This is a genomic window from Pseudalkalibacillus berkeleyi, from assembly GCF_021608225.1.
GTDB lineage: Bacteria > Bacillota > Bacilli > Bacillales > Fictibacillaceae > Pseudalkalibacillus > Pseudalkalibacillus berkeleyi.
The window spans coordinates 525,954-545,636 of record NZ_JAKIJS010000001.1; the positions used below are offsets into that span (position 1 = coordinate 525,954).

Here is a 19,683-nt window from a genome sequence, read left to right on the forward strand (position 1 = left end):
GAAAATTCTAACAGGCGGATTTTATATTATAACGGAAGGTGGATATTGTTTCCATAGTTTTTGTGGAAATGTATCTTGTTCCTTATAAATTAGAAAATTATGTTAATATTAAAAGAAGGTAGTTTGAGCTTGGAGGCGAATAGTATGTATGCAGTTGAGTTGTTCTTTGACGACCAAATTGACCAATTTGTGAGGGGGATTTGGGAAGGGCTTAAACAAAAAAATATTACAAGCAGTCTTGCCGATATGGAAGATTTAGTGCCTCATATTACACTCGGGGTATATGATACAGATTTGCCTGTAGACCAACTAATAGAAAGATTAGAACAGATTCCATTTAACTCATTTGATATTCATTACGATGCACTGGCAACATTTCCTTCAACGGGTACATTGTTTTTAGCTCCGACAATGTCGACCAACCTATATAAAGCCCATGAAGAATTTCACAAGGAATTTAACGAGTTTAGACATTTATCCAATGAATACTATCTCCCAAATAAGTGGTACCCTCACACCACGCTTGCGATTAATCTTGATTCGAAAATGATGTTAGAAGCGTACAATTATTGCTTGCATAATTTTACGCCATTAAAAGGGAAAATCACTGAAATTGCTGTTGATAAAATCAATACCTCTGAACAAGAGTGGAATAGTAAAACGATCTATTCAAAAAAGTTAATATAATAAGACTTGGTGTAAGCACTAAATGTCGAGGTCAGAGGTTGACAATAAAGTTTCGGTTAATTGGTATTGCGAAATCATTTGAATAGGGAAGAAGACTAGGAGCTGCGTAATGAAACAGAAAAAACTAAGGAAATCTTATATCGATAAGTCCTTTCACGGAGTTTGTGGTGGTATTGCTGAGTATTTTGGAATTTCTTCTTTTTCAGTAAGATTAATATTTTTCTTTACGATGCCTTCTTCATTATTTGTTTATGTCATACTTGCTAACGCTTTAGACGATACACCTCGGTCATTATAAAATTTTACATAATTTAGTGATTTACTCTTTTTCGGTTTCATCAAATCAATGGTATGATTAAATTATTAAAACGAATAAACTATTTGGGGTGAAAGTATGGAACTAGGCACATTTTCAATAAGTTTAACGGTTAAAGACATCCACAAGTCAAAAGAGTTTTATGAAAACCTAGGATTTCGTGATTTAGGTGGGGACATCAGTCAGAATTGGCTGATTATGAAGAACGAAAAATGTGTCATTGGTCTTTTCCAAGGCATGTTTGATAAGAACATATTGACATTCAATCCTGGATGGAATGAAAACGCTGAAAACCTTGATTCGTTTACAGACATCCGTGATCTCCAAAAGCAACTGAAAGAAAAAGGCGTTAAAATTTTGACTGAAGCTGATGAAACAAGTGAAGGTCCAGCTAGTTTAACAATCGAAGATCCTGACGGAAACCCAATACTTATTGACCAGCACCGATAAAGTGAGATAAGAACAAAACAAGTATATTCACCTAGAAAGAAGCTTTCTTATTAAGGAAAGCTTCTTTTTTAGAGAAAAACATGCTTGAATTAGGAAAAATACATTGGATGAATGGAGGCGATCGTTTTTTGGATTTCATAAATTGGTATGACTGGATTACACCTACAAACCCAATGGCTTCAATATTTTTCGGTATATTATTTACGATTATTATTGGCATTACTGTATGGGTCGAGTCTAAAGAAGTCAAGATGTTAGTCGTAACGACTTTAACAGGGATTGCTGTTACTTTAATTGGTGTATCGGCCTTAACCGCCATAGGTTTCTATACGTAAAATTAAAAAACAAGAAAGATAAAAACGTTTAGGGTATGATCCTAAACGTTTTGTCTACAGATTATGTCTGGTATTGTTCAGAGACGATGCATTCGTTTTCAACTAGAATATATGGATGAGTTTCTAGTAAAATCTTTTTGAGGTATTCTGGCATTTGCTCTGCTTCATACGCACAAATTAATGGAAATGAATATTGATTTACAGCATCATCTACGATCTTTTCAAAGTCTTCAATAATATGAAGCGGTTCTTCTATAGTTGCCCATTCCACATGTGCCCATGATCGAAATGCAATCTTATCTTCTACATAAGGCTGAACAATTTTGTTGAAATAGTCCTGGATCGCTGGAGGATGATAACTACCGCTTGAAAAATAGAAATCGAAGTTGTTTACAAAGTGAACGTATTCCATTTGATCCTTAGATAGTCGTGTAATCAGTTCTTTATGAATTTGATTATACACACGTTCATTTTCGATAAGAATGACGTAATCCCCCGCAAGCACACCCTCTTGGGTAAAACTCACGATCTGATCAATGTAATGCTCCATGTCATGATAAGCATACAGCACATGAGTATTTCTTTGATCTACAAACAATTGACTCATCTTGTTTTTCAAAAAGATCACCTCTTCTACCCTCATTTACCTTCATTTTACTAGATTTAACTAAATAAAGCTAAAGTGATATTTTTCCTAAGAGAGAAACGTGAAACAGATTTCTTTTCTTTCTGAATTTATTCTGTAATAATACCAGTGCAACAATGAATGAGGAGGTATTTAGTTGAGTCATACAAATAAATCTACAGAACCACTATTTCAAACATTTGATCATGAAAAAATAACACTGTCAAATCGTACGGTGATGGCGCCAATGACACGTGGGTTTTCACCTGAAGGTATACCTGGAGAAGATGTAGCTGCCTATTACCGACGCCGAGCGGAAAATGGTGTAGGCCTAATTGTGACGGAAGGTACCGGAATCAATCATCCAGCTTCTGTATCAGGTGCAAGTATCCCTGTTTTTCATGGGGAACAAGCATTGAACGGTTGGGCGAACGTGGTAAAGGAAGTCCATGAAGTTGGCGGGAAAATTGTACCGCAGCTTTGGCATGTTGGGATGACCCGTAAAGAAGGAGACCTTCCAAATGAAGAAGCGCTACCTGTTGGACCATCTGGTCTACGTTTATCAGGCGAAAAAGTGACAGAGCCTCTGACTGAAGAAGAGGTAGTCGCATTAGTAGAAGCTTATGCGCAAGCAGCTGCAGATGCGAAACGTATCGGATTCGATGGCATTGAGCTTCACGGTGCACATGGCTATTTAATTGATCAGTTTTTCTGGGAAAAAACAAACCAACGTACGGATCGCTATGGTGGAGATATTGTTGGTCGAACGCAATTCGCAGTGGAAATCATTGAAGCATGTAGACGTGAAGTTGGACCTGATTTTCCTATAATCTTCAGATTCTCTCAATGGAAGATGAATGACTTTGAAGCGAAAGTTGCGAAAACACCAGAAGAATTAGATCGTTTCTTACAGCCTTTAGTAAACGCTGGTGTGGACATTTTCCACTGTTCTACTCGACGATTTTGGGAGCCAGAATTTGAAGGGTCTGATTTGAACTTGGCAGGTTGGACGAAAAAGCTTACAGGTAAGCCGGTCATCTCTGTCGGATCTGTTGGGCTAGACGGAGAGTTCACAAACTTTTCAGGTGCGAACACGGCAAGCCTGGATGGATTAATTGATAAGCTAGATCGTGAGGAGTTTGATCTCGTAGCAATTGGACGATCTTTATTATTGGACCCTGCATGGGTAAGGAAAGTCCAAGCAGGTAGAATCAATGATTTACTACCATTTAATAAAGAAGCACTACAAAAGCTGTACTAGAATATTTATGAAAAGCAGGTGTCCGCAACGTTACATGGGCACCTGCTTAATTTTTGTTGCGTAATAATGATGGTTTTGAAATAATTGGAAGGTGTGTAATAGAAGAGAGGATTTTTTAAAAATGAAAAGAAAGATATTATTAATTTCTGCGATCATAATATTATTCTTTATGGTAGCTGTGACCTCAAACTATAACTCTATTGATAATGCTAAGAAAGCATGTAAGGGCAACGAAATGACCCCAAGTATTAAGCAGGAATTTTTATCCATTAATTGGTCTGTTTCTTGCTATGAGTAATTGCTTCTTTAGAAGAATTATTCTGTCAAACTACATTTAATAGAGAATGGGCTAACCAACAGGAATAATAGTATTCCAAATGGCTAGCCCCTTTTCACTTTAAATATTTGTATCACATTAGTCTTTATGAACCACAACTAAGATATATGCACGATAATCAAATTATATGCACGATAATTGAGATATATGCACGATAATCAAATTATATGCACGATAATTAAGATATATGCACGATAATCAAATTATATGCACAATAAACAATTATCATCTATACATTTTCAGGCACCTTCTCATTCAAAAATCCTTTGTTGAAAACGGTAAAAATAGCTTAATGCCGCGTTTGTTGACGGGGAGGAATTTCATATCCCCGACCAGGTGACTGACGTAACCGGCAAGGCACGCCCAATAAAGCCCGTTAACGCCAACTGAAGTTTCAAGTTGACTTGCAATCACTCCGAAAAAGATGACACCCAAAATAGAGTGGGTATAACTTCTGTGTGGCACAATGGAAGCTACCGTTATGTAGATGCCAGATAAGAATAGCCAGTTTTCATCAAGGAATAACCCCGCTGCAACTACACCCAATCCTGAAACGAGTAGCATGTGACGCCTCGTTATGAAGGATGCTATCAAAATGATCCCGACACCTGCACCGATCCCATTCCATTTTTCAGAATCTGATCCTGTCATAAAGCTATAAGCCATGATGATTACACCTATGATATAAGCTAATGTCTGTAGAAACTTATGTGAATTCGTAATTTTATTGCTTAAAGTTCCGTCGACATCAATATCAGGAACTAATCCAGCGATGCCTCCACTTATAATTAATATGCCCGTCGTTAACGGGTCGGTCTGTAGGACATTTGATGTAACTAATCCGGCAACCCCTCCAACTAGCAAATGTGATGTTCCTTTCATGTTGTTCACCTAACTCTCAATCTTATTGGAAATAAATGTACCAAACAAAGGGTTGTATTTGATATTGTATATAATAGAAGGAAATAGTGAAATACTTGGAGGTGCAATTATGTATTTGTACTTAACGATCATCGTTGTTGTAGTAGGTATTATTTCACTGGTAGGTACGTTGCTTATAGGGAAAAAGGTAGATAAAACAACTGAAGAATATAAGAAGGAAGCAAATCGGACTGAGGCTCAATTGAAACGTTCGAATGAATATGAGACGCAGTCTTTAAAGTTGAACGTCAAGGTGTTGACGCTCATTTATGTGTTTACCTTTTTATTTTCAATCATCGCACTCGCTGTTTATATTTATTTGAAATAGTCGAAGAGAGGTGAAGCAAATGGAATTAACCTATGAACTTGGTGCAGAAGTTATTCAAAAACTAAGACCTCACTTGGACGTCCCTATTAATTTAATGGATACGGATGGAAAAATTGTTGCGAGTTCTGATGCCGGACGAGTGACACAAATACATAGCGGTGCACTCAAAGTGATTGAAAGTAAGCGCGAGTTGATTCTGTATCCAGATCATGTAGAAGACTTTCCAGGAACAAAGCCAGGTGTCAATCTTCCGATGTACTATTTTGGAAAGTTGGTTGGGGTTGTTGGCATTACTGGGAATCCGGATGAGGTCTTCCAAGCGGCGAACATTACAAAGGCTGCAGTTGAGATTGCGCTTGAACAGATTCATCTTCAAAGACAATCGGCATTCAAAGAAAATGCGCTCAATAATTGGCTACTCCAGCTGTTTCATCCTTATGGGATCGATTCGGACAAACTGACCCAAGAAGCCAATCATATTTTGAATATTGATCTCGTTGAACCGGTTACTGTAGCCGTTTTCCATTCGAAAGCTTCTATTTCAGAACAATTACATCAACGGTATAAAAATCAGCTTATCTTTTTGTTTAGATTAAGTAATGATGAACACGTTGTAGGCTTAAGAGAGACGGATCAACTAGAAAAAAACACAAAAACTTTAACAGAACTTTTTCCTAGTGTCGTAATTGGTGTTGGGAAGCCAGGATATGGTGTTGCCGGAATAAGGGAATCCTACCTTCAAGCAAAGCAAGCGATTAAGTTTGCAAATGGGGTAGGGTGTAGTCACATTAATGAGTGGGAATTAGAGCAACTAATCGATCAAATTCCAGAGCAAACCTTTGAAGAGGTGTTTTCACACTATGGACCTCGATTAGAAGAAATGGAATCGAGTTACACTGAGACGTTGCAAATGTATTTTCTTTCAGACCTCCAGCTTAAGGACACTTCGGAACGATTACATATCCATAGAAATACGCTCATGTATCGATTAGATCAAATCCAAGAAAAGGTCGGTCTGAATCCGAGGTCATTTAAAGATTCGATGCTACTTTACATCCTTTGTTTCAAACATGACTTGTGCAAATGCACAAAAAAGTAAACAGAAAATTTAAAATGTTCATCTATTCGACCAATTGTATACCAATTGGTTTTTTTGTACGTTTAATATAGACCAAATGATAGCGAATACTAGTCACTACTAAAAATTAATCAAAAGGAGTTTGCTATGAATATCGTAATTTCTCCCGATTCTTTTAAAGGGAGCATGGCTTCTGAGCAAGCGGCGAAAGTGATGGCGCGTGCTTGTCAGTTTATTTTTCCAGATGAAAAGCACGAATTGAAGCCGATGGCAGATGGGGGAGAAGGGACCCTTGATACGCTTGTTTTTTCGACAAAAGGAAAGCGCTTACATCATAGGTGTACAGGTCCACTTGGCGAACCAATTAAAGCGAATTATGGTGTGCTAGGGGACGGGAAGACTGCCGTGATTGAAATGGCTCAAGTAGCAGGACTTCCACAAGTACCAGAGGACCTCCGCAATCCGGATTACACGACTTCATATGGATTAGGTGAACTTATTAAACATGTACTCGATGAAGGCTACCAATCAATTTTGATAGGACTCGGTGGTAGTGCAACGAATGATGGTGGATTAGGGATGCTTCAAGCACTGGGGGCAACATTCATCAACCAAGCGGGGGCGGAAGTTGATCGATTCGGTAAAAACCTTTCTGAAGTCTCTCAGGTTGATTTTTCGAATGTAGATCAACGTCTGAGTTCCATTCAATTGCTCGTAGCAAGTGATGTTGAGAATCCTTTGTGTGGTGAAAAAGGTGCGAGTCACGTGTTCGGACCACAAAAGGGAGCTACGTTCGATCAAATCATACAGTTTGATCAAGCGCTGGATATGTATAGTGGCTTGATTGAAAAAGAGACTGGGCATCAGTTGAAAAATAAAGCAGGAGCTGGTGCTGCAGGTGGACTTGGGTTTGCATTGATGGTCGTTGGTGCAGAGCTTGTGTCTGGAGCCAATTTGATTGCTGAGGCAATTGACTTGGAAAAAACTATCGCAACCGCGGATCTCGTACTGACAGGTGAGGGACAAAGTGATGAGCAAACATTGTACGGCAAGGCACCAGGTTTTGTCGCGGAGCTTGCTCAAAAGCATCAAGTGAAAACGGTGCTTATATCAGGAAGTTTGAGTGGTGATTTGGAGGCTTTACATGACCACTTTGCGGGATGTTTTTCAATTGCAAATGGCCCAATGTCACTAGAAAATTGTATTGATTCAGCAGAACAACTGTTATTTGAACAGACGAAAAATGTTCTTCATTTTATGAAGACAATTAAAGGTTAGGGGGATCATCATGGAAGGTTTTGGACTCATTCTTATCATTGCATTAGGGGTACTGTTTGTCATATTTGCGACAGCTAAATTAAAAATCCATCCGTTTCTTTCATTATTAATTGCAGCATTTGCGATGGGCATCTTAGCAGGACTGCCATTAACGGATGTGGTGGAAGCGGTCAATTCAGGATTCGGTGGATTAATGGGCGGTATCGGACTCGTGATCGTGTTTGGAACGATTATCGGCGTTATTTTAGAGCGATCAGGTGCTGCTCTCCGTATGGCGGAGCGAGTTTTACGATTAGTCGGTGAAAAGCGACCACAGCTAGCAATGAGTTTAATCGGAGCGATTGTTAGTGTGCCAGTTTTCTGTGACTCAGGTTATGTCATTTTATCATCGTTGAAAAAGTCGATCGCGAAACGGGCCAAAGTTGGGGTTGCATCGATGGCGGTAGCGCTCTCAACTGGACTATTTGCAACACATACATTAGTACCGCCAACACCAGGACCGATTGCAGCAGCAGGTAACATTGGTGCGGAGAATTATCTCGGAGTTATTATTCTTGTCGGTATCGTTGTTGCTATTCCTACAATCATCGCAGGCTACATTTGGGCAATGAAAGTGGGTACGAAGATCAAGGTCGTCGGAGAAGATGAGCTGGTATATGACCATGAGGAAATGACGAAGCAATTCGGTGAAATGCCTTCAACATTTAAATCATTTGCACCGATCATGGTGCCAATTATTTTGATCGGACTAGGCTCTGTCGTAACATTTGCAGGTTGGGAAGGTAAGTTCTTCGAAGTTCTACTATTCTTAGGTTCTCCTGTTGTCGCTTTATTGATTGGTATTATGTTTGCGTTTACATTGCTTCCGAAGTTGGATGAAGAAACGCTGACACAATGGATTGGCCACGGAATTAAAGACGCTGCACCGATTTTGTTGATCACGGGTGCAGGTGGTGCGTTCGGTTCTGTTATCAAGGCGACACCTGTAGCAGAATTTATCCAAGGATTCGGAGATAGTAGTTTAATAGGGGGCGCATTTTTCCTACTCATTCCGTTCTTTATCGCAGCCGCTTTAAAAACTGCGCAAGGTTCTTCGACGGCAGCCATTGTCATTACGTCGTCATTGATTGCACCTTTACTAGGTCAAGTCGGCATTGAAGGTGCATTACCACTTGCACTAGTCGTCATGGCAGTCGGAGCTGGCGCAATGGTTGTATCGCATGTAAACGACAGCTACTTCTGGGTTGTGAAGGAGTTCAGCGGAATGACCGTTACAGATGCATATAAAGGACAAACAGCAGCGACTCTCGTTCAAGGTATCGTTGCGATCTCAGTTACACTACTCTTATGGCTTATATTTGTATAAAGGTGAAGAAGGTTTCGGCATAGTGTCCGAAACCTTTATTTTGAAAGTGAAAGCATGATGTTAAGTTAAATGTTCAAGTTGCTGTAGTCACTTCCTCTAAATTGTAAACTGAAGAACATCCTCGGAGATTATGTACGTGGAGTTTTGTTAGAAAAGCAAATTGAGAAAGCGGACGCTTATTCGTTTCTTGTTATATTAGACTATTTAGGCTCGCACCTTAATGGGCGCGAAATCTTCTTTTGCTGGTGTCCGTTTTGTTTTAGCTTTTGAATTCTTATTTTGGATTACTAGAGGATGTTCTAAACTCTGTTTGAAACCTTCCAAAATTAAGTTTAAAGATAAAATAGTGATTGAAAACATCAATAATGGTGCCAATGGAATCCAAGGAGCTACCCATAGATATTTATAAGTACTCCCAATCATACCTGACCATTCACTAGTGATTGAGATGTATACGTGTACTCCTTGTGTGAATTCAGATGTGCGTGCACCACCGAATAGTATATTTAATAATCCTAAGTGAACTAAAAGGATTAAAACCTGAATGATTTGCTGGGTAAAATGAATCCAAAACTTAGGTTTTAAAAAGGGCAGAACATGTTTTAAGTAAAGCTCCCATCGATTAGCTCCCATAATTTTAGAAGCATCAATAAAATCATTTTGAAATATTATTTTCATCTCATTACTTAATAATGTAACTAGTGTCGGTATGGCAACCAATGTCAATATGATAACTTCAAAATAAACCCGATCCCAAAAGGAATACTCAAATCCTCCTAATGCTCCTTCTATTAACACAGGACTTAGAATGAAGAATGTAAGCAGTGAAATAGGGACATAATGGAAGGCTTCGGTTACCCTATTTATATACCTATTCAATACCGGTAAGTAACTTTCAAGAATAAAGCTTAAAAAAACACTCAAAAACAATCTGAAGGCAGCAACTAGGATTGCAATACCAATTGTATATTTTGCACCTTTTATTAAAGAATGAAATATTTCTTTCCCTACCATGTCAGTCCCGAATGGTGGAACATTTAATGGGGAGTGGGGAGCTGAACGAATTGCATTTCCATTATCATCATAAATTACAGATGTTTGAGGAATACTTCCATCTCCTAATATACTAAAAGAAAAACTAGCTACAATAAGGAGGAGTATAAAAAGAAACCCCATTAAGAATTTTGGATTTTTAATTAAACGTACTATCATTCAATTTCCTCCAAATTTGGATCCAGTTTATGAAGAACTATCTTTCCAATTGAAAAAAACATCCATATTGGTAAAAAGAATAAGAAAATTCCAATGGTAAAAATATCAGTAGATTTATGATTCATTAGGAATTGTATTAATCCGTTTGTTCCGAATGTAAACTCTACAATTAATAAATTTGAGAGCATGAACCAAAGTATAAATTTTGTATTAAAAAAAATACTGATAAGCGTGTTTCTGCTTATATGTTTAAAAAGAATATAAATCTCAGATAATCCTTTCCCCCTTGCTAGTTCTACATAGGGAAACTGATATTCAGATTCGAATTCATTAATAGTGAATTTATAAATAAATATTGTAGGTAATATAGATAATGCAAGGATAGGCAGTACATATGGGGTGTCCTCTTTGTAAGAAGCAATATCAAAAAATAAAATACCAGTCTGTTTATAAATAGTTATTACCATTAATTGAAAAACTGCGATAAATAATAGGTCTGGAATTGATTCCAATAAGTTAAGTGTTCGTTTGATAATTCTTACAATTTTAGAAGAAAGAAGCATTGTTATAAAACCAATTCCGATAGCTGTAAAAAATGAAAGGATAAAAGAAATGAATAGCACAGTGATTGAGTAAATCCACGGGCTAATGATTCTTGGGAATACTGGACGATCAATCCCGTTTAAATAATAGGTAAATGAATCACGAGTAAATAAGTTCATTAATATTCCTAGCAAACTTTTCAAATAGGCAGCTATGTCTAGAGAAATCCCTTTGAATAAAGCAGGGAGGGACCCTACCAACCAGACACCTATTAATAAGAGCATCAAATTGAATAAATATTTTTCAAGATGTAGTTTCATAGCAATCCCTCCATTACGAAAAAGCAGAAAAATTTTATTAGTTGAACGCTTCCGAAGTTGCTATAAAAGCAAGAATAGTACTGACTTCTTCCCCGTCTTCACTTGTACATGTTTCCAGATATACCATGGGTCCTCTCTGGGAGATATATCCGCAGCTATACGTCCCTTTGGGTGACTGTTTATAGCCACCATAATTATTTTCAAACTTGACCTTTTCCTTCTCATAGCTGATTTTATTTTCATAATGGTTTCCGTTCTTCTCGAAAATGGAAATCGTTACTGAATCTTCTTCTTTTGCCTCTACACTCTTAAGAAGTTCTTTCACCTTTTCAATTCCTTTAACTTCTAAATTTCCTTGTACAATTTCATCAAAGCTTTCACCTTTATGTATAACGACTACATTTCCATTCTTTTCAGCCTTTTCTGGTGTATAATCATTACTCTCCTCTTCGTTTGTTGGTGTATTGGAACAAGCTGCGAGTAAACAAAGAACCATGACCATTAACTTAAACTTTTTCATAATAACCCCCTAGTTTTTGATGACTATCATATTTAATAATTAATTAAAAGATTACGATAGGTTGCGGTTCTAAAACTCATGTTCCTCCTAAATATTAGATTATATTATTTTTTCTTAGCTCATTAGCTTCAGAAAAGTAATAACTAGATTTCTTATATTGTTTTTTTTCTTTATAATAATTAGCAAGTATCTCTGAACACTCACATAAATTTACCCAATCATGATTCTCATAAAAGTAAGGTATAGCTTCCTTTTCGAGATAATCAACCAATATCGGGTTTTCAGTTATTTGGTATTGGAGTATTTTTAGTTTAATAAAGTCTTTGAGATCAAATTCTATACCGAACTCTAGTCCCCTTTTTATCCACTCAATAGCAATAACATGTTTATTCAACTGTTTATACTCATTAGCAATATGATAAATTGTGTTCAAGTAATTCTTTATCTCATATTTTTGTTTAATTGATAAACTCCTCTTATAGTTTACAATTGCAGCATCATGCCTTTTTTGTACACTATTTATGTAACCGATATTGTGAAATATATAAGCTTTTTTCATTTCAAGATTTAATCTATCCGCTAATAAGAGTGCATTTCTAAACTGATGTTCAGCTTCATCAAAATTTGATAAGCGATTGTTATTTATTCCAATAATAATCTGGCAGTCAATACTTCTCTCAACATTCCCAGCTTTACTGAATAATGTTAATGCCTCCTCTGCGTAGGTCTTGGCAAAAGTCACATGAAATAATTGGCTATGTACTAAGGCAAGGTGATAATTAAGAAAATCCTTTTCAATGTTTGATTCTTGATAATCCAATGCTTGGTTAAAATACTTTAAAGACAAACGGTATTTATGTGTTAAATAATAGTAGATTCCTAAACCATATAAATAATAATAATTCATAGTATTAGAAAAGAGGTTTCGAACTGAATCTAACTCATCGAGAATTTCTTCCGCTTTCTTTGTGTTTTGTTGAACAAGCCAATACTTGAGGTTGAAAATTGAATAGTATAATTTTAAATCAATACTATCAAAAGTTTGTATTTTCTGTTTTAAATATTTTTTTTGAATTTTAGAGTCTTCAATATCGCCTGATCTTAATGTGTTGTACCATTCGAATAATTCTCTTCTGAGTTTATCAATTGAAACCTCATCTTCAATCATTAGTACTACTTCTAATCTCTCCATTAGTAAATTTAAAATTTCTTTGCTGGGTTCCAACTTGTTATTTTCCACTTTACTAAGGTAGGAAATTGAACAAATACCATCTGCTAATTCATCCTGGGTAAAATTACGTATACGTCTGTAATATAAAATCTTTTCACCAATCATAAATCAAATCCTCCGTTTTGGGTATTGAGAAAAAAAAGATAAATTCATTGAATTATTGTCAATTTTTTACGACAACTTTCTCAATACAAGCAAATTATAACATACATAAATGTTTAATTATGGAAGGTGATTTTGTGAATTAAAGGGATTCAGTCAAGTGGGGGACCGCAGAGGTGCCAGTTTATGTCTGCTGGAAACATTCAAAATGTTCTAGACAGACCTAAGTTAGAGGAGCAATTGCTATGATTTCTGAAAAAGAATGGTGAGTTAAAGAATGAAAAAAATAATGAAAACTCACACAACAGTATAGACCGAAGTGTGAGCTTTCTATTATTCTAATGAATTATTCACGGCCTCAACGGCATGAATCCGAGCGGTGTCATAGGTGGGGACTTCGACGTCTTCTGGTTTGATGAGTAATCCGATTTCCGTACAGCCGAGTATGATACCTTGAGCGCCATTGTCGATCAGTTTATGGATAATTTGTTTGAAATTTTCCTTTGATGAAGCATTAATGGTTCCTTGGCATAATTCAGCATAGATGACGGAATGGATGATGTTTCGGTCTTCGGCATCTGGTACAACCACTTCGAGACCGTTCTTCTCCAGTCTCGTTTTGTAGAAATCTTGTTCCATCGTATATTTTGTCCCGAGCAGACCAACTTTTTTTACTGAGTCTCTATGGATTTGAGCGGTGGTTGCGTCTGCAATATGTAGAACTGGAATGTCTACGTTATCTTCAATTTGATCGACGACTTTGTGCATCGTATTCGTGCATATCACGATGAAGTCTGCACCACCTTTTTGTAGAGACTGACCAACCTCAGCGAGAGCTTCACCAGCTTTTCCCCATTCTCCTTGCGCTTGATATCGCTGGTTTTCTGCAAAATCTACACTATACAACAAGCATTTTGCGGAGTGGAAGTCACCTAATCGTCGCTTTATCTCTTCGTTTATGATCCGGTAATACTCCGCTGAAGATTCCCAGCTCATGCCACCAATCAAGCCGATCGTTTTCATCTCAATCCCTCCTCAAAGTTATTGCTCATTATAGTTCAAAAGTTCATTTTCAGAAAGGTATTTCCCAGAATTATTATTCTTTTTCAAAAATATGAAATTTTCTATTGTGTAATTTTGGTAATTAGGATAATGTATATAGAAATCTTTAAAAACAGACAAAGAAAGGTGTTGGTTCTTTTGGGACAGCAAACGATTCTAATTGGAGAAGAGAATGGAAGGATCCGTCGTTACTTTTAGCCGGAATTGGGATTTCTAATCTTGGTGATTGGGTTTATCTCATCGCATTAAACCTCATGATATTGAACATGACAGGTTCTGCGGCGGCTGTGGCAGGCTTGTACATGTTGAAACCTCTCGCATCCATGTGCACAAGCTTTTGGTCAGGAAGTGTTATTGATCGTTTCAATAAACGGCGCATCATGATCATACTTGATGTCATACGTGCCATGCTTGTCGCTTCGATTCCATTTTTCTCATCCTTATTCATCATTTATGTCATTGTATTTCTCATCAATATGGCAAGTTCATTTTTTGAACCGACTGCAACGACGTATATTACTAAGTTGATTCCACCTGAACGAAGAAAACGATTCAATTCGTTACACAACTTGATGACGTCTGGTGCGTTTGTCATCGGTCCAGCGATCGCTGGGGCACTCGTCTTTATCGGTTCAGCTGCCCTTGCCATTTACATGAACGCATTATCTTTTATGCTTTCTGCATTCGTTCTTTACTTTTTACCAAGTATGGATATGGAAAACACAACCTCAAAGGATAATCTTTCTTTCAAAATGTTGAAAGAGGATTGGGGCGTTGTCCTTGCATATAGTAAAAAAGCGGTTTATGTCATGGGGGTTTATGCACTATTCGAGTTTGCATTATTGTTTACGGCCGCGCTTGATTCAACCGAGGTTGTATTTACTCGTAGGGTGCTAGGATTGTCTGAGGAAAGCTATGGTGTTCTCGTCAGTATTGCGGGTGTAGGGTTTATTCTAGGTTCAGCTTTTGTCACTATATTCGTTTATAAACTCAAACTCCAACATCTCATTGGGATCGGAACGTCAATGACAGCAATCGGATATTTGATTTATGCCTTATCTAGTGGATTTATAGGCGGTTCTATAGGAGTATTTGTGCTTTCTTTTGCTCTAGCATGCGCACATACAGGTTTCATCACCTTTTACCAAAACAACCTGCCTGTAGAAATCATGGGACGAATCGTAAGTGTAGTTAGTGTATTTAATGCGATATTAACGATGATGTTTATCCTCTTGATCAGTATGCTGGTAGAGATCATTCATGTAAAAGCTGCAGTGATTACAGGTTCAGTCCTCATGCTAGTTGTCTCTTTAGTACTACTTACGATGACACTACTACCAAGAGGTTTTACTTACTTTAAAGAAAAAACGGCAAAAGCTTTGTAAAAAGGGAGCGATTGAAGTGGGACAATTATTTACTGAAATGATGCCGAAGCATATCGAGTTTATCAAAAACCAACACTTGTTCTTTGTAGGTTCAGCACCTTTAGCAGAGGATGGACATGTGAATCTTTCTCCTAAAGGATATGACGCTTTGCGAATTCTTAGTCCAACAGAGGTTGCCTATCTTGATCTAACAGGAAGTGGTAACGAAACGAGTGGACATCTCGTAGAAAATGGTCGAATTACGTTCATGTTTTGTGCTTTTAATGGCGCACCATTGATACTTAGGCTTTATGGGAAGGGGCGTGTTGCGTTAAAGGGGTCTCCAGAATGGGATCAACTGATTGGTCTTTTTGACGAGCTACCTGGTGCACGACAAATTATTATAGCTGAAATCTATCAAGTGCAAACTTCATGTGGCTATGGTGTGCCACTATACACCTATGATGGTGACCGGGAAAAGCTAATGGAGTGGACCGATAAAAAAGGCGACAGACTAGAAGACTATCAGACTCAAAAAAATAGCAAAACCCTAGACGGAATTGAAACACCTATCGGACGAGAGCGGCGAGAGAGTGGCGTGTAAAGAATGTTTCACGAGAGAGATTTAAAGCTGCCTAAGAGTCGTGAAAAGTTAATGAAGCGAATTGAAAAAGATCTTTTAGAGGATGAAAACATAATAGGTGTCTTTTATGGGGGCTCTATCGGGTCTGGTAATACAGATTTGTATTCTGATATCGACTTAAGGGTTGTTGTAACAGACGAAGCTTATTCTCACTATGTTGAAATGAAATTAAATCGAGCTCGTTGTTGGGGAGAGGTGTTGTTTTATGAACAAGCCGCCCAACATTTAAGTTATACGGTTGTTCATTACCGATCCTTTGTTAAAGTAGATTGCTTCTACTATCGGTTGAATGATCTAAAACCATCTGTTTGGTTAAATGACATTTCAATTGTAAAAGATTCTACAGCAAAGTTAACGGAACTTCGGGCTGCATCTCAAACCATTACCTATCAACCTACTGTTGAAGAATTCAATCAATGGAGAGGAAAGCTTTTTGCCTACTTTCATGAAGCTTACAGGAGGATTATGAGAGAAGAATGGTTATATGCCCAAAACATGTTTCTCGGTTTAAAGTGGTTGATTGCATCCGGATGGTATATGCAAAAAGGGATCCAACCAAATTCATTTGGTGATTGGTCGAAGGTAGAAGGGGCAAGAAGCCCATTGGATAAAACGAAACGAGATATGTTGTATAACTGGCATTTTAAAGAGGAACAGGAAGAACTTCTACAGGTCATAAACGATATGGCAGTGGTTGCTAGAGAACTAGATATTGACCTAAGCAAACAGTTTAACAATGAAGCTCAAACGCACTTGTTCGATGACGTGATTGCTCTTATTTTCTAAGGTGCGTGGTTGCAATGATTCGTCAGTTGCTTAGGTATTTTGCTCCTAAGTACGTAACGGTTTACCGAACACGAGATGCAGGAGCATTTCTGAAAGTTAAATAAAATAAGTTGTAACGGATGGCATTCTTGGGAGAGAGACGTACATCCAAAGTTGTAGAAAAGTTGATACTCCGACATGATTCGGAAATGTCGATTACACCTTACAATAAACTTAATACTAGAGAGAGAAGGGATACTATGAGATTCCGAGATTTTCACAAAAACATCAAAATCCGAATCATAGAGTCATTTATTAGTCGCTTTATCGGGAGTATGATCTTCCCGTTCATGTCCATTTACTTAGCCGTACATTTCGGTGCGAAAGTGGCAGGGCTACTCCTTTTAATTAATGTAGCAGTAGGAATTGGAATCACTTTTATTGGTGGTTATTTTGCCGATCAGTTCGGTCGTAAAAGAATTATGTTATTTGCAGAGTCGTTGAGGTTTTTAGCCTTTTTCACGATGATGATCAGTAACTCTCCGTGGTTCGAATCACCAGGGCTCACGTTTGCAATGATGACAGTGAACAGTATTTGTTGGGGGCTAGCAGGACCTGCCAACTCAGCCATGATGATTGATGTCAGTACACCTGAACAGCGAAAGTTGATGTATTCAATCACCTACTGGGCAAGTAATCTATCGATTGCAATTGGTGGTATACTCGGTGCATTTCTGTTTAAGGATTACTTATTTGAATTATTTCTAGGATTGAGTATAGCAGCAGCATCAACAGCTATTCTCGTTGGCTTTTTCATCGACGAAAGTTACGCTGCTGTAGAGTCGGATTTAACAGCCAAAGGTCATGTGTTACAGCTGTTTTCCAATTACAAAAAAGTACTCCATGACCGATTGTTCGTGTTGTTTACCATTGCCGGCGTCCTCATCTTATCAATGGAGTTCCAGTTGACGAATTATATCGGAATCCGGTTAAGTGGGGAAATGGAAACCCAACAATTTCTGTTCTGGGAAATAGATGGTGTTAAGACAATGGGTTTCCTTCGTAGTGAAAATACGATTATGGTTGCAATATTAATGTTATTCATTACAAGGATGACGCACTCATTCAAGGATAAATCCATCCTCGTGTGGAGTTGTTTCTTTTTTACAATTGGATACGGTGTGTTATCGTACTCAAACAATCTAGTCGTTTTATTCGTGATGATGGCAGTTCTCACGGTTGCTGAAGTCATACGAGTGCCGGTCGAACAGTCTTACATGGCTTCGATTCCGCCGGACGACGCACGTAGTTCTTATATGGCATTCAATGGCTTGAAGTTTAATTTATCGATGTTGATTTCATCCGTGACCGTAACCCTTGGAGCAATGCTACCAACACTCGTTATGGCCATTCTCATCACAGTAATCGGGCTAATAGGAACGCTGATTTATCACATCATTTCACCTGAGTTAGACGAACGGAAAGCAAGGGTTGAACTGAAGCAAGCAGGATAAGGTAATAATGGAGCGGTCTAGGAAGTGTGAGTTCAACCTTCTAGGCCGCTTTTTATTGTTGTGGGAAAGTCTTCTTTAAGATTTTCTTCATGAAGTGTTGTTTGGAAAAATAGATTGATACTAGGGTTGATTTTTGGAAAGTGGGGGATGGTAGTTGGCAATTCATACGGTTGCATCTGGAGATACGTTGTGGAAAATCTCGATTGCTTTTGGTGTACCAGTCTCAACTATAAAACTTGTGAACGGGCTTGTTTCAGATGCGATTGTACCCGGACTACATCTCTATATTCCAGATCAGGAACCACCTGAGCGGTATTACCAAATAAAATCTGGGGATACATTTTGGCGTCTCTCCCAACTATTCAACACAACCGTACAGGCGATTATCGCTGCTAACCCTAAACTTAACCCAGACGCGCTCATGATAGGTCAACGAATTCGTATCCCTTCCTGGCAAAAGTATCCGATGCAATCACTGGTTTTTATCGATGCATGGGGGACTTCGAATTATCATGAAATCCTTTCTGATATTGCTGAGAGTGTGTCTTACCTTGCTATTTTCACCTATACCTTTACGTATAGTGGAGAACTAATTGAAGCGAAAGACGAAGAAATTATACAAACTTGTAAATCGATGAGCATTAAGCCTTTATTAGTCATTAGTAATTATGAAAAGGGTACGTTTAGCCCAGAGTTGGCAAGAGATGTGCTTGAAGACACTGAAAAGAGAAGTACGCTTGCTCGCAACCTAGTAAAGAAAGTAAACGAAAAAGGATACGCTGGCGTGAGTATTGATTTCGAATTTGTTCCAGCTGATCGAAGAAATGATTTTACTGCATTTTTGGAGGAGTTAAAGGAAGGTTTAGGGAATCGAATTTTACAAGTAAATGCACATGCGAAAAGTAGTGATATGCCGACTAATCGACTGGTGGGATTTCTAGATTATAGAGCGATCGGCGAAATAGTTGATATTGTCTCTATTATGACGATTGATTACGGGTACGCAATTGGTCCTCCTGATCCGATTGCACCGACGTGGTGGGTTGAGCAAGTGCTCATGTACGCGTCAGGTCAAATTAACAGACGAAAAATGATGATGGGCATGAGTTTATATGGATATGATTGGACACTTCCTCAACAGCCTGGATCTGTAGCTGAAATGCTCTCCGTACAAAATGCGCAAAACCGAGCAATCGGAAATTGGATTCCCATCCAATACGACTGGAATGCAAATGCCCCAGGCTATCAATACCGAAAAAATAATACCGAACACGCTGTTTGGTTTGAAGATATTCAAAGCATTACCGCAAAATACAAGCAAATGGAAGTCTACAACCTGCTAGGAGCAACCTATTGGAGACTTCGCTTCAGATTCCCGCAAAACTGGTCATACGTAAAGAAAAATCTCCTTGTATTGAAGTGAGA

General features: G+C 38.0%; 21 protein-coding genes. 14 read left to right on the plus strand and 7 right to left on the minus strand.

Annotated features, from left to right (window positions below):
- The first annotated feature begins 99 nt into the window (after positions 1-99).
- The 4 genes from L2716_RS02820 to L2716_RS02835 all read left to right on the plus strand — a co-directional run bounded on the left by L2716_RS02820 (position 100) and on the right by L2716_RS02835 (position 1,788).
- Complete coding sequence (locus tag L2716_RS02820; protein ID WP_236331584.1) at positions 100-687, plus strand: 2'-5' RNA ligase family protein; 588 nt, start codon at positions 100-102, stop codon at positions 685-687.
- A 109-nt stretch (positions 688-796) separates the two neighbouring features.
- Positions 797-985: a PspC domain-containing protein gene (locus L2716_RS02825; protein ID WP_236331586.1), complete on the plus strand. Its 189-nt coding sequence runs from the start codon at positions 797-799 to the stop codon at positions 983-985.
- 96 nt (positions 986-1,081) lie between these two features.
- Positions 1,082-1,453, plus strand: a complete 372-nt coding sequence (locus L2716_RS02830) for a VOC family protein (RefSeq protein ID WP_236331589.1) — start codon at positions 1,082-1,084, stop codon at positions 1,451-1,453.
- Between the two features lie 128 nt (positions 1,454-1,581).
- Positions 1,582-1,788: a hypothetical protein gene (locus L2716_RS02835; RefSeq protein ID WP_236331590.1), complete on the plus strand. Its 207-nt coding sequence runs from the start codon at positions 1,582-1,584 to the stop codon at positions 1,786-1,788.
- A gap of 61 nt (positions 1,789-1,849) precedes the next feature.
- Here the strand turns inward: L2716_RS02835 and L2716_RS02840 are convergent, their stop codons facing one another.
- Entirely contained in the window at positions 1,850-2,407 is a 558-nt protein-coding gene (locus tag L2716_RS02840) for an MEDS domain-containing protein (RefSeq protein ID WP_236331592.1), read from the minus strand.
- A 163-nt stretch (positions 2,408-2,570) separates the two neighbouring features.
- Between L2716_RS02840 and L2716_RS02845 the strand changes: the two genes are divergently transcribed.
- Positions 2,571-3,674, plus strand: a complete 1,104-nt coding sequence (locus tag L2716_RS02845) for an NADH:flavin oxidoreductase (RefSeq protein ID WP_236331594.1) — start codon at positions 2,571-2,573, stop codon at positions 3,672-3,674.
- Between the two features lie 592 nt (positions 3,675-4,266).
- Here L2716_RS02845 and L2716_RS02850 read toward each other — a convergent pair.
- Positions 4,267-4,893 (minus strand): metal-dependent hydrolase, encoded by a 627-nt coding sequence (locus L2716_RS02850; protein ID WP_236331596.1) that lies wholly within the window; start codon positions 4,891-4,893, stop codon positions 4,267-4,269.
- 109 nt (positions 4,894-5,002) lie between these two features.
- Here L2716_RS02850 and L2716_RS02855 point away from each other — a divergent pair, with 109 nt between their 5' ends.
- The 4 genes from L2716_RS02855 to L2716_RS02870 all read left to right on the plus strand — a co-directional run bounded on the left by L2716_RS02855 (position 5,003) and on the right by L2716_RS02870 (position 8,982).
- Positions 5,003-5,260 (plus strand): hypothetical protein, encoded by a 258-nt coding sequence (locus L2716_RS02855; RefSeq protein ID WP_236331598.1) that lies wholly within the window; start codon positions 5,003-5,005, stop codon positions 5,258-5,260.
- 19 nt (positions 5,261-5,279) lie between these two features.
- Positions 5,280-6,359 carry a CdaR family transcriptional regulator gene (locus tag L2716_RS02860; RefSeq protein ID WP_236331600.1) on the plus strand — a complete coding sequence of 360 codons (1,080 nt, stop codon included), beginning with the start codon at positions 5,280-5,282 and terminating at the stop codon, positions 6,357-6,359.
- Between the two features lie 126 nt (positions 6,360-6,485).
- Positions 6,486-7,616, plus strand: a complete 1,131-nt coding sequence (locus L2716_RS02865; RefSeq protein WP_236331602.1) for a glycerate kinase — start codon at positions 6,486-6,488, stop codon at positions 7,614-7,616.
- Positions 7,617-7,626: 10 nt separating this feature from the next.
- Positions 7,627-8,982: a GntP family permease gene (locus tag L2716_RS02870; RefSeq protein WP_236331604.1), complete on the plus strand. Its 1,356-nt coding sequence runs from the start codon at positions 7,627-7,629 to the stop codon at positions 8,980-8,982.
- 204 nt (positions 8,983-9,186) lie between these two features.
- Here the strand turns inward: L2716_RS02870 and L2716_RS02875 are convergent, their stop codons facing one another.
- The 5 genes from L2716_RS02875 to L2716_RS02895 form a co-directional block, all read right to left on the minus strand.
- The gene (locus tag L2716_RS02875; protein WP_236331606.1) at positions 9,187-10,194 is read right to left on the minus strand and encodes an ABC transporter permease subunit; all 1,008 of its coding nucleotides are present in this window, start codon (positions 10,192-10,194) and stop codon (positions 9,187-9,189) included.
- Positions 10,191-11,057 (minus strand): ABC transporter permease subunit, encoded by an 867-nt coding sequence (locus L2716_RS02880; RefSeq protein ID WP_236331608.1) that lies wholly within the window; start codon positions 11,055-11,057, stop codon positions 10,191-10,193. Before L2716_RS02880 ends, L2716_RS02875 begins: the two co-directional genes overlap by 4 nt.
- Positions 11,058-11,094: 37 nt before the next feature.
- Positions 11,095-11,577 (minus strand): hypothetical protein, encoded by a 483-nt coding sequence (locus L2716_RS02885; protein ID WP_236331610.1) that lies wholly within the window; start codon positions 11,575-11,577, stop codon positions 11,095-11,097.
- Positions 11,578-11,671: 94 nt separating this feature from the next.
- Complete coding sequence (locus L2716_RS02890) at positions 11,672-12,913, minus strand: helix-turn-helix domain-containing protein (protein WP_236331612.1); 1,242 nt, start codon at positions 12,911-12,913, stop codon at positions 11,672-11,674.
- Between the two features lie 330 nt (positions 12,914-13,243).
- Positions 13,244-13,933: an aspartate/glutamate racemase family protein gene (locus L2716_RS02895; RefSeq protein ID WP_236331614.1), complete on the minus strand. Its 690-nt coding sequence runs from the start codon at positions 13,931-13,933 to the stop codon at positions 13,244-13,246.
- A gap of 248 nt (positions 13,934-14,181) precedes the next feature.
- Between L2716_RS02895 and L2716_RS02900 the strand changes: the two genes are divergently transcribed.
- The 5 genes from L2716_RS02900 (at position 14,182) to L2716_RS02920 (ending at position 19,681) form a co-directional block, all read left to right on the plus strand.
- Positions 14,182-15,357, plus strand: coding sequence for an MFS transporter (locus tag L2716_RS02900; protein WP_425589739.1), 1,176 nt, complete (start codon positions 14,182-14,184; stop codon positions 15,355-15,357).
- Between the two features lie 16 nt (positions 15,358-15,373).
- On the plus strand, positions 15,374-15,940 hold the full coding sequence (locus L2716_RS02905) for a pyridoxamine 5'-phosphate oxidase family protein (RefSeq protein ID WP_236331616.1): 567 nt from the start codon (positions 15,374-15,376) through the stop codon (positions 15,938-15,940).
- Between the two features lie 3 nt (positions 15,941-15,943).
- On the plus strand, positions 15,944-16,765 hold the full coding sequence (locus L2716_RS02910) for an aminoglycoside 6-adenylyltransferase (protein WP_236331618.1): 822 nt from the start codon (positions 15,944-15,946) through the stop codon (positions 16,763-16,765).
- Between the two features lie 239 nt (positions 16,766-17,004).
- Positions 17,005-18,258: an MDR family MFS transporter gene (locus L2716_RS02915; RefSeq protein ID WP_236331620.1), complete on the plus strand. Its 1,254-nt coding sequence runs from the start codon at positions 17,005-17,007 to the stop codon at positions 18,256-18,258.
- A gap of 154 nt (positions 18,259-18,412) precedes the next feature.
- Positions 18,413-19,681: a LysM peptidoglycan-binding domain-containing protein gene (locus L2716_RS02920; RefSeq protein WP_236331622.1), complete on the plus strand. Its 1,269-nt coding sequence runs from the start codon at positions 18,413-18,415 to the stop codon at positions 19,679-19,681.
- The last annotated feature ends 2 nt before the right edge of the window (positions 19,682-19,683 follow it).